Origin of the sequence: Sphingomonas sp. TX0543, from assembly GCF_048565505.1 — a bacterium.
Classification (GTDB): Bacteria; Pseudomonadota; Alphaproteobacteria; order Sphingomonadales; family Sphingomonadaceae; genus Sphingomonas.
Genome location: NZ_JBLZUS010000002.1, coordinates 2,965,175 through 2,991,749, shown reverse-complemented (window position 1 = coordinate 2,991,749; position 26,575 = coordinate 2,965,175). Strand labels below are relative to the sequence as shown.

Below are 26,575 nucleotides of genomic sequence, written 5' to 3'. Positions count from 1 at the left end.
GGATCGCGTGAAGGGTGCGCGGGCGCGATCAGCGCATCGGCCGGAAGCCCGCGCGAACCTCTTCGATGAACAGCGCCGGCCGTTCGAACGCGGCGAAATGGCCGCCACATTCTGGCTCGCCCCAATGGACGATATGGGGATAGCGCCGCTCGGCCCAGCGGCGGGACGCGCTGAAGATTTCCTTGGGGAACACGCTGCACGCCACCGGCACCTCGACGCGGCTGGCGGAGAAGCGATCGAAGCTCTCCCAATAAAGCCGTGCTGATGAGGCGGCGGTGCCGGGCAGCCAGTAAAGCATCAAATTGTCGAGGATTTCATCGATCGTCAGCACGTTGAGCGGATCGCCGTCGCAATCGCTCCACTCGCGGAACTTCTCGTAGATCCACATCGCCTGACCGACCGGAGAATCGGTAAGGCCGTAGCCGAGCGTCTGCGGGCGTGTAGCCTGCTGGCGGGCGTAGCCGTTGCCGTCGGTCATATAGCGCTGCATCGCCGCAAGCGCGCGTTGCTCTTCCGGCGTCGCGGCGGCGATATCCTCGCGAGCGGGCGGGGCAACGACCATGTTCACATGAATGCCAGCCACCGCGGGGTCGCCGCTCGCGCCGATCGCGGAGGACACTGCCGATCCCCAATCGCCGCCCTGCGCCACGAAACGATCGTAGCCGAGCCGCTTCATCAGCGTGATCCACGCCGCCGCGATTCGCTCGACCGGCCAGCGATCGGCCGGACGGTCCGAAAAGCCATATCCTGGCAGCGATGGCGCCACGACATGAAACGCATCGCGCGGGTCGCCGCCATGCGCCGCCGGATCGGTGAGCGGCCCGATCACCTTGAGGAATTCGATCACGGATCCTGGCCAGCCGTGCGTCATCACGAGCGGCAGGGCGCCTGGCTCCGGCGAACGGACATGAAGAAAATGGATGCCGGTGCCGTCGATGCTGGTGCGATATTGTCCCAGCGCATTGAGCCGGGCTTCACATGCGCGCCAGTCATAATGCTCGCGCCAATGCGCAGCGAGCGCCTGCGCGCGATCGAGCGGAACGCCCTGTGACCAGTCATCCACCGTCTCCCGCTCCGGCCAGCGCGTGCCGGCGAGGCGGGCGCGCAGCGCGTCCAGTTCGCTCTCGGCGACGTTCAGATGAAATGGGATGACCGCCTCGCTCATTATCCGCTCCTTATATCGCGCGCCCGGTTGACCGGCGCCGCATTGCTGTGGCAGGCGGACGCCCGGTATGCGGGTATAGCACAATGGTAGTGCAGCAGCCTTCCAAGCTGAATACACGGGTTCGATTCCCGTTACCCGCTCCATTTCCCGATGTCGCCACAAACCACGGCGATTCGGCAGGGTGAATTATGGTGTCACCGGTCGCTCCTGGGCCAAGACAATCAGGCTTCAGATCCTTGCCGTCACACGCTGAGCTGCTGTGAATTGCCGGGCACATGACGAGGCTGGACGCTAAAAAAGGATCGCGCCCCCGGTGACGAGGCGTAGCGAGGGGGCTGCCTGGTTGAGGCCGGCAACCGCAAGGATATCGAGTTGCACGATCTTGGTTGGCCGCCAGGCGGCCGACAATGCCGCCAGAGCAATCGTATTGTGCTGGCCGGGGTCATTATCGCGCTCCAGCGATAGTTCGGCAGTGGCGCTCACGCTGTCGCTGAATTTGTAGCGCAACCCGGTGATCTCGCTGTACGCCAGATGGTGGCCCACGCCGGATTGGTTCGCGGCGGCATCGGCTTCGCCAGTCACCGCGATGGCGACCTTGTCGGTCAGATCATATTGGACGGGCACGATGATGCCGGAGGACCAGGTGCCCGCGCCGACCGGATAACGCCCTGTAGGTGCTGTAACGAATAGCTGCACGCCCGCCGAAAAGACCTTGCCTTTTTCACCGGCCAGATGCTGGCGGACGGCAAAGGTCACGTCCCCGGTGCCTGTCACCGTGTCGATCGCGCCGGTGGCTTTGTCACGGGTTCGGTCCTGGCCATAGGCCGTCCATCCCAGCTGTATCTCGGTGTCTTTCCCGATTCCGACCCGGGTAAGCAGATCCGCGGTGACGATGCGATCCTCGCGCTGGTCGGCCTGATCGTCGCGCTGCCAGTCCAGGGCGGAAAGTTCGACGTGCACACGGCCTGGTTCTGTCGTGCAGCTCGAACCACCGATACTTGGTCTGGTGGGGCAGAACCGGGGGTCATCCTGGGCGAAAGCGGGCGTCGCCACGAACAGGATCAGCACACCCAGAGCGTAGCTGAGGCCACTCGACATAGACGCTCCCCGAAATTGCGTTAGCTGCAGGCCTACTCGCCCGTGCCCGACGCGTCCAACCCAATGTTGCGCGAGAGCACGGGCACGGCGCGAGATCGTGATCGGCGTGCGCCGATGCTGGTCAGCCAGTGGGCGATGGCCAGCAGGAGAAACGGCGTCAGGAAGGCACGGTGGCGCTCACCGAATTCGAACCAGACGCCGAACAACAGCAATTGCGCCACGCAGGCAGCGACCATCAGCATCAGCCCGCGCATGGCCGGATCGCGCCGCACCCACAGCGCAGCGGCACTCGCGCTGAGCAGCAGCAGGTGCGCGCCATAGGATGACGGAAACAGCAACGCGCTTATCCGTGGGCCGATCGGCGGGCGCATCGCGGCCAGCCGAACGATGCCGGCCTCCGAAATCGCGCAGGCGCGCAGGAACTTCGCGATCGTGACATGGACGAAATCGAACGGATGGCTTTCGATCCACGTCGTGGCGATGGCGCCGGCCGCCCGGCTATAGGCAAGCTCAGGCTGGCCATACAGCGCGCGCGGCGGTTCTTCCCAATTGCCGGTTGCGGCGGGATTGTTGCCGATCCACAAGCTGTATCCGCTCCCGCTGGTCAGCGGAACGAAGGCGTGGAACCAGAGATAATTGCGTATCCACCAAGGGAGCATCACGAGCATGGCGACGCCCAGCGCCGGCAGCCCGACCGCGAACAGTCGCCGCATCCCGAGGCGAGGCAGCTGGGCGAGCGCGAACAGTCCTCCCAGCAATGTTTCGCCGGGCTGGGTCAGCGCCAGCAATGCTGTCGTCGCGCCGATGAAGATGGCGCGACGTCGCTTCCCTGCATCGGCCGTTGTCCAGCCATAGGCCAGCAACAGCGCAAGCAACGTCGCCAGGCTCTCCTTCTGCGCGAGCGGCGCATCGAGCATCTGCGCGGGCCAGATCAGATAGAGGCAGGCAGCGACGTTCCCGGCCGGTCGCGCCCCAAGCGCGCTGGCGAGCAACAGGATGGCGCCCGCCGCGGCCAGGTCGATCACCGTCGAAAGTGTTGTCAGCGAGAGGGTGGAGAACCCCGCCACCGCGCCCCAACCGGCGAGCAACAGCGGATAGGCCGGAGGAAACAACGCGCGCGTCTCGCTTCCCATGAACGGCTCGAACATGGTGAGCCCATCGCCGCTCAGCAGATTGCGGGCGATTACCAGATACCAGTGCGAATCACCGGGCGAGACGCGGCCATCCGCGAGCAGAGCACTGCCGGTGCGCAATGCCAGGGCGCATGCGGCGAACACCAGCCATTCCCATCGGTGCGGCCGGCGCCAGATCGTGGAGATGATCCACAGCGCGAGCGCGATCCACGCGCCAAACAGCGCACACCCTTCGATTCCCGTGCCCCGCTGCATGGCCAATGCAGGCGCGCTTGCGATGCCATAAGCGGCAAGCAGAAGGAAAAGGGTTGTCAGCCCGATGCGTAAAGGCCGTTCCAGCGCCATCGACGGCGTTCTACGCGACGAGCGTGTCGATCTGTTTAAGGTCGGCCCCCGCAAAACCGCAATCGTCACCCGTTAACATTGCGGATCACAGATACCGCGAGCAGCGCCGGCGACCTCGATAGTTCGCGCCCGGTTGGCGGCATCGACCCTGAGCCTGCAATTCGCGCACGGCGAAGCCGCTGTTGTGCCGGCTGACGGGCCAGTGCGTGCTCGATGTGTGACAAATTACGACGATCGCGGGCAGGGCGCCTGTTTATCAGTCCGTCCCGCTGCCGTCCGCCTTTATGCCGACGCGAACAGCTTGGTTCCAACCACGCCGACGATGGTCAGCCCGATGAAGCAGATTTGCGCCGGATTGATCTTCTCGCCGAACAGCAGCGCACCGAAAATGACGACTCCTACCGCGCCCAGCCCCGTCCAAACCGCATAGGCGGTACCCGCCGGCAACCCGCGCATCGCGAGGGCGAGAAGGCCCATGTTGACGAAGCTAAGCGTCACCGGAACGGCAGAGGCGAGCAATGTTCCCTGCGTGGCCGCCCACTTCAGGCTTAACGCCCACACGATTTCCGTAATCACCGCGACGCCCAGGATAAGCCACGCCATGGAAAGCTCCATATCTACGGGCTCGAATGGGAAGGCGCGATAGCCGGAAACCCGAAAGAGGCGCGCGCCGGGCAGTGCCGATAGGCGGCGATCGTGTCTATGTCCAGACGCTGCGGGCGGGTCGATAAAGCGCGGGAGAGGCCGGCGGTGGACGCCGCCGGCCTGAACGATGGAGCTATTGCGGGCTGACCGTCGTGGTCGTTTTTTCGGTCACCGTCGTCGGTCGCGCGGCGGTGCTGCGGTGAACGGTGCGATGGACGATACGCTTCTTCGCCGGCGCCGCCGCGGTCGTGCGCGAGGTTTCGGTGGTTACCGTCGTCGTGGGTTGCGGCGCGGTCGCAGCAGCGCGGGCCGCTGCGGCGTCCGCGGCCGCGGAAGCGGCGGCCTGCTCTGCGCCGGCCGCGCGCGCATTCGCCACTTCGGCCTGCTGCTGCGCTACCGCGGCCTGATCCTGTGCCGCCGCGATCTGGCCTTGCGCAGCGATGGCCGTGTCTGCCTGGCGCGCGGCGGCCGCCTGGTCGCGCGCCTTCTGTGCGACGCCCATCGCCGTGTCGGCTGTGTGCGAGGCGCGGTGCGCGGCCTCGATCGCTTCCTGCTTGTGGCCCGCGCTCAGTTCATCCTGGGCCGAGCGCAATGCCGCTGCGGCGTCCGCCGTCATCCGTGGCACTTCTCCGCTCGCGCCCATCGCGTTGAGCGCATCGATCTTCCCCTGGGCCTCGGCGATCGCCATCTTGGCTCGATCACCTTTGCCCTCGGCGGCGGCGGGCGCGCTTGAAATCATTGCGAGCGCCGTCAGCGCGGCGGCATTGATCGTCATGAATTGACGCATGTTCTACTCCTCGACATCCCCCGGATCGAGGCGCAGAACGAACGCGATCTCGGCGTTGTTCCGGGCATGTCCCGGGTCGTGGAGCGCGGGTCGGGCTAAGTATCTGCGCGCGTTTGAAAAAGCGTGGCTTCCGCTGTTCGCTGGCGTGGTTACTGCATCGTCGCGGATCGCCACGCCGTGGGTGTCTGGCCGGAATAGGCGCGGAAAGCGCGCGTGAAATGGCTCTGGCTGGTAAAGCCGAGCGCCTCCGCGATCTGCGCGACGGACATGCCACTGGCCGTAAGCAGTTCCTGCGCACGATCGAGCCGTGCCTTCATGACATATTGGTGCGGGCTGATGCCCACGGCGCGCTTGAATATCCGGCAGAAGTGCGAGGGCGTCAGCCCCGCCTCGGCGGACATCGCCTCCAGGGAGTGCTCCGCCTCGGGTTGCTCCAGCACGGCGTTCATGATGTGGTGGATGCGGTAGGCGGAGAAGTCGGAGGTCGGAAAGCTCGCGCCGGTGGCCGCCACGGGGCCGTGCAGCATATGAGCCTTCAGCGCATCCACCAGCGTGGAGACATATACCTTTCGCTCCGGTGTCTGCGGCGCATAGAGTTCCGACAGCACCTGGCGGGTAAGCGCCACGCCGAGTGGATCGGCGAACGCGAACCGTAGCCGCTGAAACTGATCGCGCATCGGCACGGCATCCAGATCGCGTGACGAGATGCTGAGCGTCACCACGTCAAGCTCGCCATCCACCAGCCATCCGGTCGGGCGGCCCGCCGGCACGATCGTCGCGCAGCCCGGGATCGAAGAGGTTTCGCTCCAGCCGTCGCGTTCCCAGGTGTGTACCCTGGGCTTGCCGGCGATATGGACGACGAACGTGGGATCGGGCAGCGCCGGCAACTCATAGCTGCCGACGAACTGCCGCCAGCGCGATAGCCGCCAGCCATTGTCGGCGGCGCCAAGCTCGATATCCGCGCCGCGCCCCAGCACGTCGGAGATGATCGCCTCGTTCGACCAGGTCTCGCCCATCCGCCGTCTCCTCTCAGGCAGGCCGCATGATGACGTCGAGGTTCTTCAGGCCGTTGATGAAGTTCGACCGGAACCGTCGCGGCGGCGCTGTCACTTCGAACGAGGTAACACGCTCGGCGAGAATGTCGAACGCCACCCGCAACTGCATCTCCGCCAGCCGCGATCCCACGCAGACATGCTGGCCGCTGCCGAAGCCGACATGCGCGATCCCGCCACGCGCGATATCGAACGCATCGGGATGATCGTAGACGGCCTCGTCGCGGTTCGCCGCGATATACCACAGGACTATTTTGTCGCCCCTTGCGATCGGCTGGCCGGCGATTTCGGTGTCGGCGGTCGCGGTCCGGCGCATGTGCATCACGGGGCTGGCGTGCCTGACCATTTCTGCCGTGCCCTTGCGCAGCACATCGCGCTCGGCACGGACCCGTTGCCATTGATCGGGATGCTCGGCGAACGCCCGGACCGTATGCGACAGGGAATTGCGCGTCGTCTCGTTGCCGCCGACCAGCACGAGGATCAGATTGCCCACGAAATCCGCGAACGGCACCGGCGCTCCGTCGATCTCGGCGTTGACGAGCAGCGAGGCGATGTCCTGTGAGGGCGCGGCGCGGCGGGCATCGAACAGGCCGCGCGCGAATTCGAAGAACTCGCCAAGCGTCTGCGCCATCGCCGCGGGGCTCTGGCGGAAATCGGGATCGTCCTCGCCGACGAAGGCATTCGTCCAGTCGTAGAGCTTGATCCACAGGTCGGCCGGTATGCCGAGCAATTCCGCCAGCGTCAGCAGCGGCAGCGGCGCCGCCAGCACCGGCACCAGATCGACCTTCTCGCCGAGCGGTATCGCATCGACCAGCTTCTCGACCCGCGCGCGGATACGCGCCTCCAACCCCTCCATGCGAACCGGCGAAAGCGCCGGCATCACGAACTTGCGATAGCGGGTGTGGATCGGCGGATCGCGCGAGATGAACGGGATGCCGATCGCGCTTTCTCCCGCGCCGGTCAGCCCCACCTCGTTCTCGTTGAAAATCCGGTGGCCACCGTTCTCGTGCGCGGATGAGAACAGCTGGGGCTGGCGCGATACCTGGACGATATCGGCCTGCCGCGTCAGCGCCCAGAAGCCCGGCCCGTCCGCCTCGGGGTTCCAATGTACCGGCGCATCGCGGCGAAGCCTCGCGAATGCCTCCCACGGCACCCCGCGCTCGTAAAGCGCGGGGTCCTTCAGATCGGGAATATCCCGCAGGCTCATCAGAAATTCACCCGTACCGAAGCGCCGTAGGTCCGCGGCGCCGCGGGGACGAGGAAATTGTACGGGAAGCCGGCGCCGCGCAGATCGAGGCCATAGGCATAGGTGCGGGCGTTGAAGATGTTGTTGGCGAAGGCCTTGATGGTGAACCTGTCGAGCGTCCAGGCGACGGTCGCGTTGACTTTCGCATAGCCCGGCTGTTGCAGCTCGCTGTTCACCTGTGCCGAGCCGACGGCGTTTACCGCGTTGAACGGGCTGAAATACTGGCGCGAGAAATAAGCGACGTTTGGCGATAGCGTCAGGCGGCTGTTGCCGTCGTTCAGCAGGGTCAGGTCGAAGCCGCCCTGCGCTGTCCAGCGCGGCGCGAAGGGCAGGTCGTTCCCGTCGAGAACGGTGCCCTGAAGCGTCAGTTGCTTGTATTTGGCGTGGAGATAACCCAGCGCCGCGTTCAGGTTCAGCGCCGGCGAGACCTTGAGCACCGCCTCAACCTCGCCGCCATAAACCTCCGATTTCGGCGCGTTGACGAGGAAGGATACCGGCCCGGCGCGCGTGTCCTGCACCTGCTGGTTCTGATAGTCGTAATAGAAACCGGCCGCAGACAGCGTGAGCGCGCCGAAATAACGGCCCTTCAGGCCGATCTCATAGGCGTTGATCCGCTCCGGCTTGATAAAGGTGATGCCGGCGGACGAGGTATATCCGCCGCCGTTGAATGCGCCGGAACGATAGCCGCGATTGTAACTGGCGTAGAACAAGGTGCGGCCCGCCTGATAGCTGAGCGAAACGCGGCCGGTCAGCGCGTTGTTGCGCCCCGGAATGGCGTATCGTGCGGTCGGGTCATAGGCGCAGGTGCCGGCGACGCCGGCGCACGGCACCGTCGTGGCGAGCGGCAGGAATGGGCCGCCGACATTCCCGGCGAACAGATAGGCATAGCCGTCGTCATATCGCGCCCGATCCCAGGTGTAGCGTGCGCCGAGCGTCAGCGTGAGTTGTGGCGTCAGCTTGTAATCGCCCTGCGTGAACAGCGCATAGGATCGCCGCTCCTGTCGATAGTGCTGGAAGAAGCCGCCGTTCACCCCCGGCCCGAGCGCCGAGCCGATGTTGAACGTGTTGTCGGTGACCACCTTGTCCCAGCCGTAAAAGCCGCCGCCCACCAGCGTCAGGCCGCCGCTGGCGTAGTTGAACCGCGCCTCCTCGCTGAACTGGTCGTATTTCGAGCGCCAGTTGATATCGAGCACGTCGAGCGGGGAGCCGTCCGCCGCCTGTTGCAGGTTCTGGCTGCCACCGTCGCGCGACGTGATCGAGGTGAATGTGAGCGTGTCGGACAGCGTGTAGGCGATGTTCGCGGAGATGCCATAGGCGTCGGTGCGGTTGCGGCCGATCCGGTTCTCGTTGACCTGGAAGAAATCCAGCCCGCTGCGATAGGGCAACAAGCCCTGGACCGCGGCCTGGGTGCCGCGATCGCGGCCGCCATAGATCTTTATCTTGATGTCCAGCGGGCCGTTCCCGGGGCGCAGCCGCAACGTCGCGCGTCCCTGCAACGTATCGCGCGAGTTCGGATCGAGGCCACCGGGATAGACGTTCTTAATCTGCCCGTCGCCATGCGCGAAATTTCCCGCCAGCCGCAGGCCCAGCTGGTCGTCGACCATGGTGGTTTCGATCGCGGCCTGCGCGGTCCAGGTGTTGAAATTGCCGTAACCCGCCTCGGCATAGCCCTGATTGCCGGAAAGCGACGGCCCCTTGGTGATGAAGTTGATCGCTCCGCCGGTGGTGTTCCGGCCAAACAATGTGCCCTGCGGCCCGCGCAGCACCTCGACGCGATCGAGATCGAACAGGCCCATGCCGTGGGCGGTCCGGTTCGCGATATAGACGTCGTCGATATAGACCCCGATCGGTGACGCCTGATTGGAATTATATTCGTTCGCGACCGAAATCCCGCGCAGCGAGAAATTCGGCTGTGTGTTGCCATAGGGGCTGCTGACCTGAAGATTGGGGACCGCACTGGCGAGGTCCGCCGAGTTGGTGACGCCCTTGGTCGTCAGCGCGTCGCCCGAAACCGCCGATATCGCGAGCGGCACCGTCATGATCGATTGCTCGCGGCGCAGCGCCGTGACGACGATGTCGGTGCTCGCATCCTGCGCCGCTGTGGATTGATCCGTCGCGGGGGCGGGATTGGTCTGGGCGTATCCGGCCGACGGGGCGATCATCGCCGTGGCAAGCAGCAGCCTCTTGGTATGGGCCCTCATGGTTCCTCCTCTCGCTGGCGAGGCTGTTTTCGCCTCCTGCCGTCACGGAAGTGGTACACGCGGCTGGCATCGATGGCTTTGCCTCCCCTTGCCGGGGTTTTTCACAAATCTTGCGCGGCGGTTGTGATTGAAAGGCCGTTTCAGGCCCGGGATCCGGCTCTACAATTCGGTCCGCACCCGCCATAATTCCGGGAATAGCTGCACGTCGAGCATCTTGCGCAGATAGCTGACCCCGGCAGTGCCGCCGGTGCCGCGCTTGAAGCCGATGACCCGCTCTACCGTCGTGACGTGATTGAACCGCCAGCGGCGGAAATAATCCTCGAAATCGACCAGCTTCTCGGCGAGTTCGTAAAGCTGCCAATGTGCTTCGGGATTCTGATAGACGACCTTCCATGCGGCGGTGACGCTGTCGCTCTCCACGCGTTGCTGGCGCCAGTCACGTCGCGGCTCGCCGGTCGCGATGCCGTGGCGTTCCAGCGCTATTATCGCTTCGTCATACAAACTCGCCCCCCCCAGGATCGCATCGAGCGCGGCGACCGCTTCGGCGCGATGCGCGTGAGGCTTCAGCATGGCCGCGTTGCGGTTGCCGACGAGGAACTCTATCGCGCGGTACTGAAAGGACTGGAAGCCGGACGACGCACCCAGCGTTTCGCGAAATTCGGTATATTCGCTGGGCGTCATCGTGCGCAGTACGTCCCAGGCACCATTGAGCTGCTCGAATATGCGCGCAACGCGGGTCAGCATCTTGAAAGCCACGGGCAGGCGATCCGCTCTGAGCGCCTCAATCGCGGCGCGAATTTCAGCGATCGCCAGCTTCATCCACAGCTCGGATGTCTGGTGCTGAATGATGAACAGCAGTTCGTCGTGCGCGTTCGACAGGGGGGTCTGCGCGTCGAGCAACCGATCGAGGCGCAGATAATCGCCGTAGGCCATGGTGGCGGTGAAATCTGTTCGAGCGCCCGGCGCTGAATCGGTCATGTCACGAGCCCTTTGCTTCTGAAGTCGGATGTGTCCCACGCCCTGGAATTGAGCACATCGACGAGGACGCGCGCCGCCGCGATCACCTCATCCTCGCCCAGATAGAGCGGCGCGAAGCCGAAGCGCAGTATATCCGGCGCGCGAAAATCGCCGATCACGCCGCGCGCGATCAGGGCTCCCATAATTGCGTAGCCGTCGGGATGGCGGAACGATACCTGGCTACCGCGCTGGGCCGGATCGCGGGGGGAGGCTAGCGACAGCGCCGGGCAGCGCGATTCTACCTCGGCGATGAAGCGCTCACTCAGCCGAATCGAGGCGGAGCGGACGTCCGCTATCTGAACCTCGTCCCAAACGTCGAGCGCCGCATCTAGCGCGGCCAGGGCAAGGATCGGTGGAGTGCCGACGCGCATTCGCTCAATGCCAGGACCGGGCCTGTAACCCTGTTCGAACGCAAAGGGCGCGGCGTGGCCCATCCATCCCGACAAGGCGGGAAGCGCAGCATCGGCGTGGCGCGGAGCGACATAGATGAAAGCCGGCGCCCCGGGGCCACCGTTGAGATATTTGTACGTGCAGCCGACCGCGAAATCCGCGCGACCCGCAGCCACGTTCACCGGCAGCGCGCCGGCCGAGTGTGCAAGATCCCATATCGCCCGCGCCCCGCTCGCATGCGCTTGCCGAGTGAGCGCGGGCATGTCGTGACGCCGCCCGGTGCGGTAATCCACCTCGGTCAGCATCACCACCGCGACGCGCTCGTCAATAGCATCGACAACTTCCTCGGGCTCTACGATCTGCAACACGTAATCAGGGCCAAGTGAGCGCAGCAATCCCTCGGCGATATAAAGATCGCTGGGGAAATTCCCGTTGTCGGACAGGACGATGCGGCGATCCGGGACCATTGCGAGCGCCGCGGCCAGTGCTTGATAGACCTTGATCGAAAGCGTATCGCCCATCACGACGCTGCCTTTTTCCGCGCCGATCAGCCTTGCGATGCGATCGCCGACGCGGGTGGGCTGTGTCATCCAGCCGGCGCTGTTCCAGGCCCGGATCAACTCGCCGCCCCATTCCTCCGCAACTACTCGTCCAAGACGTTCCTCGACGCCAATCGCTAATGGCCCGAGCGAATTGCCGTCGAGATAGATCACGCCCTCGGGCAGCCGGAAACGCGCTTTCGTAGCGGTGAAATCGGTCATGCATGGCCCTTGTCGTGCCGGCGGAAGCGCCGATGGCGCCGAATGGGCGTCCAGGCGTACCGATCGCGGCGTTCAGAAGATCGGGAAGCCGCTTTTTCATCCTCGCGTCAAGCCCAATAGGGGTAAGGAGTTTGCGGTGATAGCCTGCAAATCCAGGTTGTCACCGCAGGTGATTGGCGCGCCGCCGCCGCCGGGCTAGAGGCGATCGAATGCTCCGCCTGACCGAACTGAGGCTGCCGCTGCACCATCCGCCGGAGGCGCTGCCCGCCGCGATATGCAAGCGGCTTCGCATTACTCCACGCGAACTGGTGCGGCACGTCATCGCCCGTCGAGCGCACGATGCTCGCGATAAGACCGATATTCAGCTCGTCTACTCGATCGACGTGAATGTGAAGGACGAGACTGCGGTCCTCGCGCGCTTCCGCAAGGATCGCAATGTCCAGCCGACGCCCAACACCAGCTACAGGTTCGTCGGCCAGGCGCCCGTTGGCGCGAAGCGCCCGGTGGTAATCGGTGCGGGGCCGTGTGGGCTGTTCGCTGGCCTCATCCTCGCGCAGATGGGGTTCCGGCCAATCATCGTCGATCGCGGCAAAGTGGTGCGCGAGCGGACCAAGGACACCTGGGGGCTTTGGCGGAAGAGCGTTCTGAACCCCGAGTCAAACGTGCAGTTCGGGGAGGGTGGTGCGGGTACCTTTTCCGATGGCAAGCTCTACAGCCGGATCAAAGACCCACGTCATCTGGATCGAAAGGTGCTGACCGAATTCGTGAAGGCCGGCGCACCGCCTGAGATCCTCACCGAGGCTCATCCACATATCGGCACCTTCCGGCTGGTGACGATGGTCGAAAGCCTGCGCGAGACGATAGAGGGGCTTGGCGGCGAATATCGCTGGCAGAACAAGGTGGACGGCATCGATATCGCGACCGATGCCGCTGGCGAACGGCGGGTGCGGGGGCTGCACCTTCGTGATGGCACTTATCTGGAGGCGGATCACGTTGAACTGGCGATAGGGCACAGCGCGCGAGACACGTTCGCCATGCTCCATTCGGCAGGCGTGCATGTGGAGGCCAAGCCCTTCTCGATCGGGGTGCGCATCGAGCATCCGCAATCGTGGATCGATCGCTCGCGCTTTGGCGCGGATGCAGGCAATCCGATTCTGGGCGCTGCCGAATATCATATCTCCCATCACTGCAGGAACGGGCGCACCGTCTACAGCTTCTGCATGTGCCCGGGCGGCACGGTCGTTGCCGCCACATCGGAAGAAGGGCGCGTCGCGACCAACGGAATGAGCCAGTATTCGCGTAACGAGCGTAACGCCAATTCGGGCTTCGTCGTCGCGATCGATCCGGCCCGCGATTACCCCGGCGATCCGCTCGCCGGCATCGCGTTCCAGCGGCACTGGGAGTCGCTCGCCTATGTTGCGGGCGGATCAAACTATCGCGCGCCCGCCCAGCGCGTCGGCGATTTCCTCGCGGGTCGGGCATCGGAATCGCTGGGCAGCGTCGTTCCATCTTACCGACCGGGTGTAACGCCGGCCGATCTTGCGCAATGCCTGCCTGATTTTGCGGTGGAAGCCATGCGTGAGGCTATACCGGTCTTCGGACGTCAGATCGCGGGCTACGACCACCCGGACGTCGTGATGACCGGCGTTGAGACGCGAACATCCTCGCCCGTGCGGTTTACGCGCGGCGAGGATTTCCAGAGCCTCAATACGCGAGGCCTTTTTCCGGCAGGTGAGGGCGCGGGTTATGCGGGTGGCATCCTTTCGGCGGCGGTCGATGGTATCAAAGTCGCTGAGGCGGTCGCGTTGAGCATGATGCCGTGACGCTGATTTTATTCAACAAGCCCTATGATGTGCTGAGCCAGTTCACCGATCGCGCTGCCGCCGGATCAACGCGCCGTACGCTTTCGGATTTTATCGATGTGCCGGGTGTTTATCCGGCAGGGCGGCTCGATCGGGATAGCGAGGGGTTGTTGTTGTTGACTGACGACGGGCGGTTGCAGGCGCGCATCGCCGATCCCCGCTTCAAACTGCCAAAGACCTATCTGGTGCAGATCGAAGGCGAGGTGACCGACGCGGCACTGGACGCGCTGCGCGGCGGTGTGCGCCTGAAGGACGGCCTGACGCGACCCGCTGAGGCGGGGCGGCTGGACGATCCGCAATTGTGGCCGCGGACCCCGCCGATCCGCGTCCGCAAGAACGTACCGGATTGCTGGATCAGTCTGACGATCCGCGAAGGGCGCAATCGCCAGGTGCGCCGCATGACGGCGGCCGTGGGCCATCCGACCTTGCGCCTGATCCGCTGGAGCATTGGCGACTGGGCGATCGACGACATCTCGCCGGGCGAGTGGCGATGCCACGCAGCGTGAAGGTCTATTTCGACGGCGGCTGTCGCCCCGCGCCCGCCGGCATGGAGACGGCTGTGGTGGTTAGGGGACAAACATATATCCAGCGCGATCTCGGCCCCGGAACAAGCATGGACGCCGAATGGCTGGCGCTGATCCGCGCAGTAGAGATCACGCTGGACCTTGGCCTCTCCGACCCGGTCTTCCTTGGTGATTCGCTTGCCGTTGTCCGTCAGGCTGGCGGAGCAGCGAAATGCAGGCGCGCGGCGGCCCAGCATTTCGTGAAGTTGACGGAGATAGGCACTGCACTCCTTCCGCTGCATACTCGCTATGTGCGTCGCGCTCAGAATCTTGCTGGCATTGCGCTGGCCGGGATCGCGCGCTGACATGCCGATATTTTCAGTCGCTTGTGAGATCGCGCGGGCACGCGCTGCCGATAAAGTGCCTGCTTTCACGCCCGTCAGTTCGTGCAGGAGAACGGGGATTGGTGGGCCCGGCAGGACTCGAACCCGCAACCTAGCCGTTATGAGCGGCCAGCTCTAACCATTGAGCTACAGGCCCACGCGCGCTCGTGACTAGCATCGCTATCCGACGGCGCAACCCCGCTTCAATATCCGGCGGAGTGGTCTCGCCTTAGACCGCGCTTCCGCAGGCGATCGGCGCCGTAGCTGGATCGCGCCAGACCCACCATTTCCGACAGTGATTCGCCCAGCCACTGCGTGACAAGCGCGGCCTCGGCTCTGCGCTCGACAGCCCAAACGGCCATTCATAGAAAAGGGGCGCTCTCTAAAGAGCACCCCCTCCCTGTACCGATATGACGAGCCTTTCGGCTCGTCAGCCGATCAATGTGCGTTCGACGCCGCGTCGCGGACGTTGTCCGCAGTCGCGTTCAGGTTGTCGGCGGCATTCGCCAGCGCACCAGCGGCAACAGCGTTAGACGTGTTGTCAGCAACCGCGTCCAGGTTGTCCGCAGCGCTCTGGAGGTTGTCCGCCACAACATCGGCGTTGTTCTCGGCCGGGGTCTCCGGCTTCGAGCAGGCCGCAACGGACATCAGGCCGGCGGCAGCAAGAACAAAGGCAAACTTCTTCATTCGGATGCTCCCAAGCATAACAATCATCGCGGCCGACCCTCGCCGTCGCGAAACCCCGGAATACCGAACCGTTTCGGTGGGTCAATGAGGAAATTCACGAAACAGAAAGGATGCGACGGATCGAACCACGATTTTTCAGCGCGATTTGCGCTCCACCGGTCCGATTTCTTCCGGCGCATTGGCGATAATCGCGAGCATCGCTGTCCAAGCCGCGACATTCTGGCGCAGTGCCTCGGGATCGATGCGATCTAGCGTGTCGTCGGCAGTATGATGCGTGTCGAAATAGTGCAGAGCGGACTGATTGAAGTCGATTCCCGCGACGCCCTTGGCCACGATCGGGCCGATATCGGCGCCATCGCCCCCCTCGCCTTGGCCATGCACTATTCCGAGCGGCGCGACCGCACTGGTGATCCGATCCACCACCGCTGCGGCGGTTGCGGGCAGCGACGCTTGAAACCGCCAGATTCGATCTGCGCCGAGATCGCTTTCCGCTGCGACGACGTGCTTCTCCGTTCCGTGACGCTTTTCATAGGCCTTGGCGCCGAAGCCGCCGACCTCCTCAGAGCCGAACCAGACGACCCTGATCGTGCGACGCGGTTGTTTGCCGGAATCCAGGATTCGCTTCGCAGCGGCCGCCGTGATCGCCACACCGGAAGCATCGTCAATCGCTCCGGTGGCGAGATCCCAGCTGTCTAGGTGCCCGCCGATCAGGACGATCCCCGCGTTAGGATCACTGCCGGGAACCTCGGCGATGACATTGCCCGATTCGCGCTCGCCGATCTGACGCGGCGTCAGGACCAGTTTCAACACGAGCGGCTTGCCGCGCGCTGCCATGGCCTCGATCAGCTTCGCGTCAGGAACGGATAGTGCGGCGGCCGGAATCGCTTTCACGCCATCGGGGAAATTGGTGACGCCGGTGTGCGGCGTGCGATGCGTGTCGGTCCCGATCGAGCGGATCAGCATGGCCGCCGCCCCCCGCCGCGCAGCGATCCCGGGCCCTGAGAAGCGCGCGATGCCGGACTGCCCGTAGCTGGACCCGTCCTGCGTGGGTGCCATGGCGTTGCCGACATAGACGATCTTGCCCTTGATCACGCTATCGGGCGCATTCATAAAATCGCCGAATGTCTTGAACACCGCCACTTCCGCAGTGAGGCCATTGGCTGGCGTTGCGCCCGAATTGCCGAGCGCGGTGAGCACGAGCTTCTGCGGGAAAGGCGCGACGATCTCCGCCCTCTCATCGCCGCGCACCCAGACGGGCATGCGGTAAGGCTCGCTGCGTACGTTATCGAATCCCAGTTCCTTCAGCTTCGCCACTGCCCAGTTTCGCGCGCGCGCTTCCGCCTCGGTGCCGGCAAGGCGCTGCCCCACTTCTGTCGTTAGCCCCTCCACGATACTATAGGCGATATCATCCTTAAGCGCGGCATCTCGAAGCGCGGCGACGCCGGGATCGACGGGGGCCGGGGTTACTGGTGCGACGCGCTGCGCCACTACGGGGAAAGGCAGGGTGAGCGCCAGCATGGCGGCGAGGAAACGGTTCTTCATGCGTCTGCGGTAAGGCGCGGGCGCCCGCCTCGCAAGCGATCGCGATTGTGACAATCACGCTTGCCGAAGATCGCAACGGCCTCAGGCGCGGTTTGCGGCGCTCAGCACCGCGCGAACGCTGGCGGTGGCGATATCGGTATCGATGCCAACACCCCAGACGGTGCGTCCGTCGCCGGTGCGGCATTCAAGATACGTCGCCGCTTGCGCGTCCGCGCCGTGACCGATCGCATGCTCGCTGTAATCCACCACCTCAAGTGCCGGTCCCGCCGATTCTGCGAGCGCGGCGATAACGCTGGAGATGAGGCCGTTGCCGCGCCCCGACAGCGAGCGCTCTTCGCCATCGATAGCCACGCGCCCCACGAATCGGCGATCGCCGGTCGCGCCGGTTTCCTCGTAGTCGAGCAACACGAAGCGGTCCCGCGCCGCGGGCAGATAAGTGCTGTCGAACGCATCCCAGATATCGGCAGCGTTGAGTTCACGGCTTGTCTGATCCGCCAGCGCCTGCACCACACGGCTGAAATCGGCCTGCATCCGTTTGGGCAGTTTCAGCCCCTTATCCTGCTCGATCACCCAGGCGACGCCACCCTTGCCGGATTGCGAGTTGACCCGGATCACCGCCTCGTAGCTGCGGCCAAGGTCCGCCGGGTCGATCGGTAGGTAGGGTACTTCCCAATAGTCGTCGTTGCGGGCCGCCTGCGTGGCAAAGCCCTTTCTGATCGCGTCCTGATGGCTGCCGGAGAAAGCGGTGAACACCAGTTCGCCAGCATAAGGGGTGCGCGGATGGACTGGAATGTTCGTGGCATATTCCACCGTCTTTACAACCTCGTCGATGTCCGACAGGTCCAGCTTCGGATCGACGCCCTGCGTGTACATGTTTAGTGCGACGGTCACGAGATCGCAGTTGCCGGTGCGCTCGCCATTTCCAAGCAGGCAGCCCTCGACCCGATCCGCGCCCGCCATCAATCCGAGCTCCGCAGCGGCGACGCCAGTACCGCGATCATTATGCGTGTGCAGCGAGATCACCACGCTGTCTCGGTTCGGAATATTGCGCGCGAACCATTCGATCTGATCCGCATAGACATTTGGCGTCGCGCACTCGACTGTGGCGGGCAGATTGAGGATGATAGGGTTTTCCCGCGTCGGGCGCAGGATATCCATGACTGCGGCGCACACTTCGACCGAAAAATCGAGTTCGGCAGTTGAAAAGGTTTCGGGGCTGTATTCGAAGGTCCAGCTGGTATCCGGTTGCTTGGCCGCTTCGTCTCGCAGAACCTTAGCCCCCTCGATAGCGATCTGGCGAACCTCGTCGCGGGACATGCCGAACACGATCTTCCGCCAAGCAGGCGAGACAGCGTTGTAGAGATGAACGATCGCCTGCTTCGCGCCTTTAAGGCTCTGAAAACTGGTCTCGATCAGGTCACGGCGTGATTGCGTCAACACCTGGATCGTCACGTCGTCGGGAATTTGGCCCGAACTCACCAGCCCGGAGATGAAATCAAATTCGGTTGCTCCCGCGCTGGGAAAGCCAACCTCTATTTCCTTGATCCCCACCTTCACCAGCAGATCGAAGAAGCGCGTCTTCTTCTCCGCATTCATTGGATCGATCAGCGCCTGATTACCGTCACGCAGATCGGTGGAGAGCCAGCGCGGCGCCCTCGTGATCGTCTTGGACGGCCAGGTGCGGTCCGGGATCTGGATGGTCGGAAATGGGCGGTATTTCATGGAGGGATCGCGCAGCATGACGGCTCTCTTGTGCGGGAGGGCGTTCGGGTCGTTCGGCTTGGCCCTTAGGCGCGTCGGCGTGCCGGGCACGCGGCAGAGTTCGCGCCTAAGGGCGCGTAAGTCGAAGGAGAAGGCCGAGTGCCCGCGTCATCGACACGTGCGGTAGCGTCCTTGGTGCACTCCTGTCTAGCCCCGGCGCGCGAACAAGCGGTCGAAAGGTGTCTGTGGCAGAATCCAGAACAACGCCACCACACCCGCGCAGACGATGCCCAGCCACGGCGACACCAAGGTCAGCACGAAACCGGCCGAATAGACGAGTACCGCGAAATAGCCCTTCCGCGTGGTGCGCAGATGATAATCGCGCGCGCGATCATGCTGCGCACCGGTGCGCGCGATGATGCGCTGCAGCCACGCGTAGCCGATCGCGGGCAGGAGCAACGTTATGAGATAGACCCGCGTCGCCGTCTGGCTGAATTCATGCTCGCCGAGATAGGCGGTGCCGAACGGCACGAGGCTCAATCCAAAAAGTAGTGCAAGGTTAGACCAGATCAGCGCGTTGCTGACGGTGCGGGCATGACCGAGCAGCCGGTGGTGATTGCCCCAGTAAAGCCCAACGTAGATGTAACTCACGAAGTAGGCGAGGAAGAGGTGCCACATCGACAGGATGTGGCTGATGCCGTCCTGGGCCGGTACTTTCAGTTCAAGCACCATAATCGTGATAATGATCGCGATCACACCATCGGAGAATGCCTCTATCCGGCCGATACCCTGGTCCTTGCCATCCCCTTCGCCCGCCATTGCGCGCCTACTTCTGGAACGCAGCGCTGATTTTCAGTTCCACTTCGTCAGAAATGATCGGCACGCCGAAACCAATACCGAATTCACTGCGCCGGATCGTCGTTTTCGCGGTGAAGCCGACGTTATCCTTGCCCATCATCTTGCCAGCCCCAAAGAACTTGGTGTCGAGCGTCACCGGCCTGGTCACGCCATTAAGCGTTAGATTGCCATCGATCTTTGCGGTCTGGCCGCTGGTAGTGACCTTCGTTGAAACGAAATGCGCATCGGATGGATTCGGGCCGAAGAAATCCGGTTTCGCGCCGGGCGCGGGCGCTTTCAGCAGATGCGCGGTCAGGCCGGCGCTGGTGGTGAGCACCTTGCTCACCGGGATTGTGACATCGACCTTTGCCTCGTTCGGCTTGGCCGGATCTAGCGCAAGCGTGCCGGTCGTATCGCCGAACAGCCCGAAATATGGCGTGAAGCCGAGGTGATCGACCGTCCACTCGATCAGCGTGTGATTTGGATCGACCTTGTAGGTGCCAGCGACAATGGCGGCGGTGTCCGGCTTGCCGGGCGGTGTGGTCGGCATTTGCGCGATGACCGAGGCGGATGCGAGGGCGATGATGGCAAAAGCGGCGAAACGCATTGGGGCGGCTCCCTTTTTATTCATCGCGATAGAACCACATGCGCGCCCGTTGCGGAAGCGTGTAATATCGAAACGGGCCGTTTCGGCGGAACTTACTTCACCGGGCCGTGAATCAGATCGAATTTGATCCTGACCCAGGCGCCGATCATCGGCTTGTCGCCGATGCGCGGCGGACGGACCAGGAACTGCCATGAAGCCTGCCGAAGCGCGCGCGAGATGCCCGAACCAGGCGTCTCGCCAATCTCGCGGCAATCCTCGACATGATAACGCTCGGCAATCCGGCAGATCACCATGCCCCATCCTTCACGCGCGTTGGCGGGCAGATAGGTTGCCATTTCCGCGCGTGACGGCTCACGATACCATTCTGCGTAATAGAGATCGGCGCCGCCCGGCGCGCCGCCTGCGACCGCGACGCGCGCGCCGTTCGGCGTAGCCTTGTCGCCATCCTCCCCGTCAGAAGAAGCGACCTGATCACGCTTCGATTTGATCCGCCCGATATCGGAGGCGACATAATCGGCACGCGACAGGTTGATGACGCCGGGCAGCGTTATGGGCGGCGTAGGGATGGGGGTCGATCGCTTCGGTGGCGCGGCGCGATGCTCTTCCTTATCTTGCTTCGAGACCTTTGGCCGCGGCGCGATCTCCTTTGTCTTGGTCGGCTGCTGCCCCTTGGTCTGGGATACGTTGAAGGTGGAGAGCGGCCGCATATCCACCAAAACGGGCGTGCCGGTGATCGCACCAACGGTGATAAGTGCGAGGACGACAAGCACGCCAATGCCAAGCGCCAGCAACAACGAGCCGGCGCGACCGCGCACGCCGACCTGGGATTGGTACGACGATGATCGATAGGACGCCGTCCGAATCACGCCCACGCCTCTAGCGAGGCGAGGGCGTCATTGCACCTGCCGACGAAAACGGTTCGTCGCGGTTTTCGGATTACAGATGGATTACGGAACGATCAGTTGCGCTCCTTGTCCACCAACTTGTTGGCGCTGATCCACGGCATCATCGCCCGTAGCTTGCTGCCGACCTGCTCGATCGGATGAACAGCGGCTGCCTTGCGCGCAGCCTTCAGCTCGGGCTGGCCGGCTCGATTGTCCAGCACGAAATTCTTCACGAAACGGCCGGACTGGATATCCGCCAGCACCCGCTTCATCTCTTTCTTGGTTTCGTCAGTGATGATGCGCGGGCCGGTGGTGATATCGCCATACTCGGCGGTGTTGCTGATAGAATAGCGCATGTTGGCGATCCCGCCTTCATACATCAGATCAACGATCAGCTTGAGTTCGTGAAGGCATTCGAAATACGCCATCTCGGGGGCGTAGCCGGCCTCTACCAGCGTTTCGAAACCGGCTTGCACGAGAGCCGTCGCGCCGCCGCACAGCACGGCCTGCTCGCCAAAAAGATCGGTTTCGCATTCCTCGCGGAAGTTCGTCTCGATGATACCGGAGCGGCCGCCGCCGACGCCAGAGGCATAAGCGAGCGCAATATCATGCGCGTTGCCGCTTGCGTCCTGGTGGATGGCGATCAGGCAAGGCACTCCGCCGCCGCGCGCATATTCGCTTCGCACCGTGTGACCGGGGCCTTTCGGCGCGATCATAATGACGTCGATATCCGCGGGCGGCTCGATCAGACCGAAATGCACGTTGAGGCCGTGCGCAAACGCGATCGCACTGCCGGGTTTCATATTCCCCTTGAGATCGCGCTCCCAGATCTCCGCCTGATGCTCGTCAGGAGCGAGGATCATCAGGATGTCGGCCCATTGCGCCGCTTCCTTGTTCGACAACACCTTGAAGCCGGCACCTTCCGCCTTCTTCGCGGTCATCGAGCCCTCGCGCAGGGCGATGGCGACGTCCTTCACCCCCGAATCGCGCAGGTTCTGCGCATGGGCGTGGCCCTGCGAGCCATAACCGAGGATTACGACTTTCTTGTCGGTGATGAGGTTCAGATCGGCGTCGCGATCGTAATAGACACGCATGTCATCAATCCTTTCGTGCAAAGCATATAGGTGCAGCCCACGTGTCGGTGGGCGATGGATAGAAAAGGGTCAGGCTGCCTCGTTTCCGCGCGAGATGGCGACGATCCCGGTGCGCGCGACCTCTATCAGGCCGACTTCGCCCATCAGCTCAACAAACTTGTCAATCTTGTCGATGCCGCCAGTCACCTCGAACACGAAGCTGGAGGTGGTGGCGTCGACCACGCGGGCGCGATAGACGTCGGCCAGGCGCAGCGCCTCGATCCGGTGATCGCCGGTGCCGCGTACCTTCACCAGCGCCAGCTCGCGCTCGACATGCGCGCCATCCGCCGTGAGGTCATGAACACGATGGACCGGCACCAGCCGATCGAGCTGCGCGACGATCTGCTCCAGCACCGGCGGGGAAGCCGAGGTGACGATCGTGATGCGGCTGACGGACTTGTCCGCCGTTATCTCGCTCACCGTCAGGCTTTCGATATTGTAGCCGCGCGCAGTGAACAGCCCCGCGATCCGGGCGAGGATGCCCGGTTCGTTGTTGACGATCACCGCCAGCGTGTGACGCTCGGCCTTTTCTTCCCTGATATGCATGTCATCATCCCGGCCAGCGCCGGGACCTCCCTGAAATGGTGGAAGCTTCTCGCAACGTTACAGATTAGACGAGCGCTTTCGCCTCGTCGTTCATCGTGCCCGAAACCTCGTTGGCCTGCAGGATCATATCGGTGTGCGCCGCGCCGCTGGGGATCATGGGAAAGCAGTTGGCGAGCTTCGCCACCCGGCAATCAACCATCACCGGGCCGTCATGCGCGAGCATTTCCGCAATGCCGCTGTCGAGCTGGTCGGGCCGTTCGATAAGGATGCCTTTCCAGCCATAAGCTTCCGCGAGCCTCACGAAATCGGGCAGCGCATCCGAATAGCTTTCGGCATAGCGGCTTTCATAGGTCAGTTCCTGCCACTGTCGGACCATTCCCATATATTCGTTGTTGAGAATGAAAATCTTCACCGGGAGGCGATATTGCGTGGCGGTGCCAAGCTCCTGGATGTTCATCTGGATCGAGGCTTCACCGGCGATATCGATCACAAGCGCCTTTGGGTTGCCGAGCTGCGCCCCGATCGCGGCTGGCAGCCCGTATCCCATTGTGCCAAGGCCGCCGGACGTGAGCCACTTGTTCGGACTTTCAAAGCCGAAATGCTGCGCCGCCCACATCTGATGCTGGCCAACCTCGGTGCTGATGATTGGCGCTCTTGCATGCGTCGCGTCCCACAACGCCCTTATGGCGCGTTGCGGCATGATCTCGTCGCCGCCATCGGGGAAATCGAGGCTGTTCACCGCTCGCCAGCCATCGATCCGGCGCCACCATTCGGTGATGTCTGGCTTTGGATGCTGGCGCGATTTCCAGATGCGGATCATGTCCTCCATCGCATGGCCTGCGTCGGCCAGGATGGGCAGGTCGATCCGCACTGTCTTGTTCATCGACGATCGATCCACGTCGATATGAACCTTGCGGCTGTTCGGGCTGAAAGCATCGAGTCGGCCGGTCACGCGATCGTCGAAGCGCGCGCCGATCGCGACGATCAGGTCCGCCTGATTCATCGCCATATTGGCTTCATAAGTGCCGTGCATGCCCAGCATCCCCAGCCATTGCGGGCCGGAGGCGGGATAGGCGCCGAGACCCATCAACGTGGATGTGACCGGCGCACCTGTGATCTTCGCCAGTTCGCGCAGCAACTGGCTTGCCCCTGGCCCCGAATTGATGACGCCGCCGCCAGTGTAAAAGATCGGCCGCTCGGCGGCCGCCAGCATATCGATGACCTGCTCGATACTGCGCCGATCCGCCTTCACCGGCGGGCGATAGCTCTTGTGCTGAATCGGGCCAGGCTTGGTATAGTTAGCGGTGGCGACCTGCACGTCCTTGGGAATGTCGATAACCACGGGGCCGGGGCGGCCGGAGGTGGCGATGTGGAAAGCTTCGTGAATAACGTCGCCAAGCCGGGCCGGATCTTTCACCAGATAATTATGCTTGGTGCAGTGACGCGTAATGCCGACGGTATCCGCCTCCTGGAAAGCGTCCGTTCCAATAAGGGTCGTCGGCACCTGACCGGTGATGACAACCATCGGGATCGAGTCCATCAGCGCGTCGGTGATGCCGGTGACCGCATTGGTCGCGCCGGGGCCGGAGGTCACGAGCACCACGCCAGGCTTGCCCGTGGACCGCGCGTAACCCTCCGCCGCATGCGTGGCCGCCTGTTCGTGGCGAACAAGGACGTGGCGGATGCGCTTGGCGCGGAAAATCGCGTCGTAAATCGGGAGAACCGCTCCGCCAGGATAGCCGAAGATGACTTCCACGCCGAGATCGCACAGCGCCTCGACAAGGATGTCTGCTCCGCTCTTCTCGGTCACTTCGATCACTCCTCTATCATGCTGCGCCAGCGAATAGCGGGTGCGGACGGCGGGCGCTAGGGCATCGAAAATTACTCGTCAAGGAATATTGAGGAAATATTGTTTCAAACTGCCGTTCGCGAGGGCTGATCGCCGAGGCCAAATCGGCGGGGGCTGATTTCGGAACCAGGTGTATTGCCGCTTGGCATAACGTCGCGTGGATAACTGGGCGGCAAGCAGCGCCTCTTCCCGCGTAAGATCGCCCATCAGCATTTTCGTGATCTCCGGCACGCCTATCGCCCGCCGTACCGGCGCATCGTCGGGGAGATCTGTGCGGGCCACCAGCGCTGCGACTTCCTCGACGGCGCCATGATCGAACATTTGGACCAGCCGGGCGTCACATCGGGCCACCAGCGTGTCCCGGTCGGGAAGCAGGATCAGCGGGCGCAACTCGATCGCGTCGCCGATTCCACCAGCGCGCTCGACCTGCCAATCGGCGAGCGAACGACCCGTGGACCGCACCACTTCAAGCGCGCGGGCGATCCGGGTGGTGTCGCCAGAGTTGAGCCGCGTTGCGGCTGCCGGATCCTCCCGCGTCAGTGCCGCATAGGTTTCCGTAACCGGCATGGCGCGCACCTCGGCCCGGATCGTAGCGTCGATCTCCGGCACAGGCGCAATACCGTCGAGCAGCGTACGCAGGTATAGCCCGGTCCCGCCGACCAGCACAGGCAGGCGATCCGCACTATGCGCCGCCGCGATCTCAAGCCGCGCGTCCGCCGCCCATTGCGCCGCCGAACAGGCGACCGCACCATCGATGTAACCGAAGAGACGATGCGGCACGCGCGCCTCATCCGCCGCGTCGGGCCGGGCGGAAATAACGCGCAGATCGCGATACACCTGGCTCGCATCGGCGTTGATGACGACGCCATTTGCGCTTTCCGCCAGAGCAATCGCCAGCGCGGACTTGCCGCTCGCCGTCGGCCCTGCAATGAGCGCGACCGTCGGCTTGCGCGGTTCAGTCATGGCGACGGCCGATATCCTGAGCGGCTGTGCGGATCGACGGGAGCATAAGGGATTTCGTATTGGGCATGTTCACGGCGACGTTGATAGCAACGGGAAGGCTTTCCGCCCACATCCTCGCCGACGCCACTGAACGGCTGACTGCCGCCCGGTGCGCGCCGGGCGAGGCGGTCTGGCTGGATGAGGGCGATGCCGCGGATATCTCGTTTGCGCATGATCCCGCTGCTGCGCGTATGGCGCTTGAGGGGCGGTTCGATCGCGTAGATGCGATCGTCCAGCGGACCGACGGGCGAGAGAAGAAGTTGATCGTTGCTGACATGGATTCGACGATGATAACCGTCGAGTGTATCGATGAACTCGCCGATTACGCCGGGCTCAAGCCACGGATCGCAGAGATCACCGATGCCGCGATGCGCGGTGAACTTGATTTCGCGGCGGCGCTCGATGCGCGTGTCGCACTGCTTGAGGGGCTTGGCGCCGACGCGATTGATCGCTGCCGCGCCGAGCGGGTGAAGATCATGCCGGGCGCGGTCGAACTGGTGCGCACGATGCGCGCGCGTGGCGCGAACGCCGTGCTCGTCTCTGGCGGCTTCACCGCCTTCGCCGAGCCGGTCGGGAAGGAGATCGGGTTTGATCGCGTGATCGCAAACCGCCTGGGCGTGAGCGATGGCCGGCTGACCGGCACGGTGGCCAAGCCGATCGTCGATGCCTCCACCAAGGAACACACATTGCGCGCGATGCGCGCCGAACTCGACCTCGGCGATCACGAGACGCTTGCGGTGGGCGACGGCGCGAACGACCTGGCCATGATCGGTATCGCCGGACTGGGCGTCGCCTATCACGCCAAGCCGATCGTCGCGACGGCGGCGGCGGCGCGGATTGACTATGGCGATCTCACCGCGCTGCTATGGGCGCAGGGGATTGCGCGCGATGACTGGATAAGGGGGTAAGGGCAGGGTTCGCACAATTTCTGATGACCGGAGCCTCCATCGTTCCGGCGCGCAGCCTCGAAAACCATTTCCGGTCAACGATGCTCAGCAACGAGAAGGCGATCGATGGTCGAGCTGCCGAACGCACCTTGCCGCCACCATGCTCAATTCCCAACCGATGATTAGGGTCAGCGCTTCGATCACGCCAAACACATCCCCTGCGCGGACGGCCTGAAGAAGGACAAGCGGTTCGACGCGCCGCGACCAACCCTTGCCGCAAAAGCGTTGGTCGACATGCTCATCGAAAGCAGG

General features: G+C 63.6%; 24 protein-coding genes and 2 tRNA genes. 5 read left to right on the top strand and 21 right to left on the bottom strand.

Annotated elements, in window-relative coordinates:
• Positions 1 to 28: 28 nt before the first annotated feature.
• Positions 29 to 1,165 (bottom strand): epoxide hydrolase family protein, encoded by a 1,137-nt coding sequence (locus ACM61V_RS14995; RefSeq protein WP_137786454.1) that lies wholly within the window; start codon positions 1,163 to 1,165, stop codon positions 29 to 31.
• A 69-nt stretch (positions 1,166 to 1,234) separates the two neighbouring features.
• On the opposite strand from ACM61V_RS14995, the gene ACM61V_RS14990 reads away from it, so the two are divergent.
• Positions 1,235 to 1,308, top strand: a tRNA-Gly gene (locus tag ACM61V_RS14990).
• A 148-nt stretch (positions 1,309 to 1,456) separates the two neighbouring features.
• Here ACM61V_RS14990 and ACM61V_RS14985 read toward each other — a convergent pair.
• The 9 genes from ACM61V_RS14985 to kynU all read right to left on the bottom strand — a co-directional run bounded on the left by ACM61V_RS14985 (position 1,457) and on the right by kynU (position 11,840).
• Positions 1,457 to 2,263: a transporter gene (locus ACM61V_RS14985; protein WP_137786453.1), complete on the bottom strand. Its 807-nt coding sequence runs from the start codon at positions 2,261 to 2,263 to the stop codon at positions 1,457 to 1,459.
• A gap of 32 nt (positions 2,264 to 2,295) precedes the next feature.
• On the bottom strand, positions 2,296 to 3,741 hold the full coding sequence (locus ACM61V_RS14980; protein ID WP_137786452.1) for a glycosyltransferase: 1,446 nt from the start codon (positions 3,739 to 3,741) through the stop codon (positions 2,296 to 2,298).
• A 282-nt stretch (positions 3,742 to 4,023) separates the two neighbouring features.
• A complete protein-coding gene (locus ACM61V_RS14975) occupies positions 4,024 to 4,344 on the bottom strand; it encodes a DMT family transporter (protein WP_137786451.1) in 321 nt (106 codons plus the stop codon).
• A gap of 175 nt (positions 4,345 to 4,519) precedes the next feature.
• Positions 4,520 to 5,173 (bottom strand): hypothetical protein, encoded by a 654-nt coding sequence (locus tag ACM61V_RS14970; protein ID WP_137786450.1) that lies wholly within the window; start codon positions 5,171 to 5,173, stop codon positions 4,520 to 4,522.
• Between the two features lie 149 nt (positions 5,174 to 5,322).
• Positions 5,323 to 6,189, bottom strand: a complete 867-nt coding sequence (locus ACM61V_RS14965) for a helix-turn-helix transcriptional regulator (protein ID WP_137786449.1) — start codon at positions 6,187 to 6,189, stop codon at positions 5,323 to 5,325.
• A gap of 13 nt (positions 6,190 to 6,202) precedes the next feature.
• The gene (locus ACM61V_RS14960; protein WP_137786448.1) at positions 6,203 to 7,432 is read right to left on the bottom strand and encodes a cytochrome P450; all 1,230 of its coding nucleotides are present in this window, start codon (positions 7,430 to 7,432) and stop codon (positions 6,203 to 6,205) included.
• A complete protein-coding gene (locus ACM61V_RS14955; protein ID WP_137786447.1) occupies positions 7,432 to 9,672 on the bottom strand; it encodes a TonB-dependent receptor in 2,241 nt (746 codons plus the stop codon). The genes ACM61V_RS14960 and ACM61V_RS14955 overlap by 1 nt, the downstream gene beginning before the upstream one ends.
• A 159-nt stretch (positions 9,673 to 9,831) precedes the next feature.
• Positions 9,832 to 10,650, bottom strand: coding sequence for a tryptophan 2,3-dioxygenase (kynA, locus tag ACM61V_RS14950; RefSeq protein ID WP_137786446.1), 819 nt, complete (start codon positions 10,648 to 10,650; stop codon positions 9,832 to 9,834).
• A complete protein-coding gene (kynU, locus tag ACM61V_RS14945) occupies positions 10,647 to 11,840 on the bottom strand; it encodes a kynureninase (protein ID WP_137786445.1) in 1,194 nt (397 codons plus the stop codon). Before kynU ends, kynA begins: the two co-directional genes overlap by 4 nt.
• 209 nt (positions 11,841 to 12,049) lie before the next feature.
• On the opposite strand from kynU, the gene ACM61V_RS14940 reads away from it, so the two are divergent.
• From ACM61V_RS14940 to ACM61V_RS14930, 3 genes are read left to right on the top strand one after another with little or no spacing between them, the layout of a single operon-like run.
• Positions 12,050 to 13,663, top strand: a complete 1,614-nt coding sequence (locus ACM61V_RS14940) for an NAD(P)/FAD-dependent oxidoreductase (protein ID WP_419714094.1) — start codon at positions 12,050 to 12,052, stop codon at positions 13,661 to 13,663.
• The gene (locus ACM61V_RS14935) at positions 13,660 to 14,208 is read left to right on the top strand and encodes an rRNA large subunit pseudouridine synthase E (RefSeq protein ID WP_137786443.1); all 549 of its coding nucleotides are present in this window, start codon (positions 13,660 to 13,662) and stop codon (positions 14,206 to 14,208) included. Before ACM61V_RS14940 ends, ACM61V_RS14935 begins: the two co-directional genes overlap by 4 nt.
• Positions 14,193 to 14,570 carry a reverse transcriptase-like protein gene (locus ACM61V_RS14930; protein WP_137786442.1) on the top strand — a complete coding sequence of 126 codons (378 nt, stop codon included), beginning with the start codon at positions 14,193 to 14,195 and terminating at the stop codon, positions 14,568 to 14,570. The genes ACM61V_RS14935 and ACM61V_RS14930 overlap by 16 nt, the downstream gene beginning before the upstream one ends.
• 99 nt (positions 14,571 to 14,669) lie before the next feature.
• On the opposite strand, the gene ACM61V_RS14925 is transcribed toward ACM61V_RS14930, so the two are convergent.
• The 11 genes from ACM61V_RS14925 to miaA all read right to left on the bottom strand — a co-directional run bounded on the left by ACM61V_RS14925 (position 14,670) and on the right by miaA (position 25,337).
• A tRNA-Ile gene (locus tag ACM61V_RS14925) sits at positions 14,670 to 14,745 on the bottom strand.
• 281 nt (positions 14,746 to 15,026) lie between these two features.
• Positions 15,027 to 15,275, bottom strand: a complete 249-nt coding sequence (locus tag ACM61V_RS14920) for a hypothetical protein (RefSeq protein WP_137786441.1) — start codon at positions 15,273 to 15,275, stop codon at positions 15,027 to 15,029.
• Positions 15,276 to 15,410: 135 nt separating this feature from the next.
• Positions 15,411 to 16,817 carry a M20/M25/M40 family metallo-hydrolase gene (locus ACM61V_RS14915; RefSeq protein ID WP_137786440.1) on the bottom strand — a complete coding sequence of 469 codons (1,407 nt, stop codon included), beginning with the start codon at positions 16,815 to 16,817 and terminating at the stop codon, positions 15,411 to 15,413.
• 81 nt (positions 16,818 to 16,898) lie between these two features.
• Complete coding sequence (leuA, locus tag ACM61V_RS14910) at positions 16,899 to 18,557, bottom strand: 2-isopropylmalate synthase (RefSeq protein WP_137786439.1); 1,659 nt, start codon at positions 18,555 to 18,557, stop codon at positions 16,899 to 16,901.
• 168 nt (positions 18,558 to 18,725) lie between these two features.
• Positions 18,726 to 19,337, bottom strand: a complete 612-nt coding sequence (locus tag ACM61V_RS14905) for a TMEM175 family protein (RefSeq protein WP_249341506.1) — start codon at positions 19,335 to 19,337, stop codon at positions 18,726 to 18,728.
• A gap of 7 nt (positions 19,338 to 19,344) precedes the next feature.
• Complete coding sequence (locus ACM61V_RS14900; RefSeq protein WP_349290318.1) at positions 19,345 to 20,154, bottom strand: YceI family protein; 810 nt, start codon at positions 20,152 to 20,154, stop codon at positions 19,345 to 19,347.
• A complete protein-coding gene (locus ACM61V_RS14895; RefSeq protein ID WP_249341505.1) occupies positions 20,055 to 20,828 on the bottom strand; it encodes a hypothetical protein in 774 nt (257 codons plus the stop codon). Before ACM61V_RS14895 ends, ACM61V_RS14900 begins: the two co-directional genes overlap by 100 nt.
• 92 nt (positions 20,829 to 20,920) lie before the next feature.
• Positions 20,921 to 21,940: a ketol-acid reductoisomerase gene (ilvC, locus tag ACM61V_RS14890; RefSeq protein ID WP_137786438.1), complete on the bottom strand. Its 1,020-nt coding sequence runs from the start codon at positions 21,938 to 21,940 to the stop codon at positions 20,921 to 20,923.
• A 69-nt stretch (positions 21,941 to 22,009) separates the two neighbouring features.
• Positions 22,010 to 22,525 (bottom strand): acetolactate synthase small subunit, encoded by a 516-nt coding sequence (gene ilvN / locus ACM61V_RS14885; RefSeq protein WP_137786437.1) that lies wholly within the window; start codon positions 22,523 to 22,525, stop codon positions 22,010 to 22,012.
• Positions 22,526 to 22,589: 64 nt separating this feature from the next.
• Positions 22,590 to 24,335 (bottom strand): acetolactate synthase 3 large subunit, encoded by a 1,746-nt coding sequence (locus ACM61V_RS14880; protein ID WP_137786436.1) that lies wholly within the window; start codon positions 24,333 to 24,335, stop codon positions 22,590 to 22,592.
• A 78-nt stretch (positions 24,336 to 24,413) separates the two neighbouring features.
• Entirely contained in the window at positions 24,414 to 25,337 is a 924-nt protein-coding gene (miaA, locus tag ACM61V_RS14875; RefSeq protein WP_137786435.1) for a tRNA (adenosine(37)-N6)-dimethylallyltransferase MiaA, read from the bottom strand.
• 65 nt (positions 25,338 to 25,402) lie between these two features.
• Here miaA and serB point away from each other — a divergent pair, with 65 nt between their 5' ends.
• Positions 25,403 to 26,284 (top strand): phosphoserine phosphatase SerB, encoded by an 882-nt coding sequence (gene serB / locus ACM61V_RS14870; protein WP_137786497.1) that lies wholly within the window; start codon positions 25,403 to 25,405, stop codon positions 26,282 to 26,284.
• The last annotated feature ends 291 nt before the right edge of the window (positions 26,285 to 26,575 follow it).

Excerpts from the sequence above, each read along its gene's own strand:
- serB (WP_137786497.1), top strand. The coding sequence starts at position 25,403 with ATGTTCACGGCGACGTTGATAGCAACGGGAAGGCTTTCCGCCCACATC.
- ACM61V_RS14985 (WP_137786453.1), bottom strand. The coding sequence starts at position 2,263 with ATGTCGAGTGGCCTCAGCTACGCTCTGGGTGTGCTGATCCTGTTCGTG.
- ACM61V_RS14905 (WP_249341506.1), bottom strand. The coding sequence starts at position 19,337 with ATGGCGGGCGAAGGGGATGGCAAGGACCAGGGTATCGGCCGGATAGAG.
- leuA (WP_137786439.1), bottom strand. The coding sequence starts at position 18,557 with ATGCTGCGCGATCCCTCCATGAAATACCGCCCATTTCCGACCATCCAG.
- ACM61V_RS14995 (WP_137786454.1), bottom strand. The coding sequence starts at position 1,165 with ATGAGCGAGGCGGTCATCCCATTTCATCTGAACGTCGCCGAGAGCGAA.
- ACM61V_RS14955 (WP_137786447.1), bottom strand. The coding sequence starts at position 9,672 with ATGAGGGCCCATACCAAGAGGCTGCTGCTTGCCACGGCGATGATCGCC.
- ACM61V_RS14965 (WP_137786449.1), bottom strand. The coding sequence starts at position 6,189 with ATGGGCGAGACCTGGTCGAACGAGGCGATCATCTCCGACGTGCTGGGG.
- ACM61V_RS14920 (WP_137786441.1), bottom strand. The coding sequence starts at position 15,275 with ATGAAGAAGTTTGCCTTTGTTCTTGCTGCCGCCGGCCTGATGTCCGTT.
- ACM61V_RS14975 (WP_137786451.1), bottom strand. The coding sequence starts at position 4,344 with ATGGCGTGGCTTATCCTGGGCGTCGCGGTGATTACGGAAATCGTGTGG.
- kynA (WP_137786446.1), bottom strand. The coding sequence starts at position 10,650 with ATGACCGATTCAGCGCCGGGCGCTCGAACAGATTTCACCGCCACCATG.
- ACM61V_RS14960 (WP_137786448.1), bottom strand. The coding sequence starts at position 7,432 with ATGAGCCTGCGGGATATTCCCGATCTGAAGGACCCCGCGCTTTACGAG.
- ACM61V_RS14970 (WP_137786450.1), bottom strand. The coding sequence starts at position 5,173 with ATGCGTCAATTCATGACGATCAATGCCGCCGCGCTGACGGCGCTCGCA.
- ilvC (WP_137786438.1), bottom strand. The coding sequence starts at position 21,940 with ATGCGTGTCTATTACGATCGCGACGCCGATCTGAACCTCATCACCGAC.
- kynU (WP_137786445.1), bottom strand. The coding sequence starts at position 11,840 with ATGACCGATTTCACCGCTACGAAAGCGCGTTTCCGGCTGCCCGAGGGC.
- ACM61V_RS14915 (WP_137786440.1), bottom strand. The coding sequence starts at position 16,817 with ATGAAGAACCGTTTCCTCGCCGCCATGCTGGCGCTCACCCTGCCTTTC.
- ACM61V_RS14900 (WP_349290318.1), bottom strand. The coding sequence starts at position 20,154 with ATGGCAGTTCCTGGTCCGTCCGCCGCGCATCGGCGACAAGCCGATGAT.
- ACM61V_RS14930 (WP_137786442.1), top strand. The coding sequence starts at position 14,193 with ATGCCACGCAGCGTGAAGGTCTATTTCGACGGCGGCTGTCGCCCCGCG.
- ACM61V_RS14980 (WP_137786452.1), bottom strand. The coding sequence starts at position 3,741 with ATGGCGCTGGAACGGCCTTTACGCATCGGGCTGACAACCCTTTTCCTT.
- ACM61V_RS14940 (WP_419714094.1), top strand. The coding sequence starts at position 12,050 with ATGCTCCGCCTGACCGAACTGAGGCTGCCGCTGCACCATCCGCCGGAG.
- ilvN (WP_137786437.1), bottom strand. The coding sequence starts at position 22,525 with ATGCATATCAGGGAAGAAAAGGCCGAGCGTCACACGCTGGCGGTGATC.
- miaA (WP_137786435.1), bottom strand. The coding sequence starts at position 25,337 with ATGACTGAACCGCGCAAGCCGACGGTCGCGCTCATTGCAGGGCCGACG.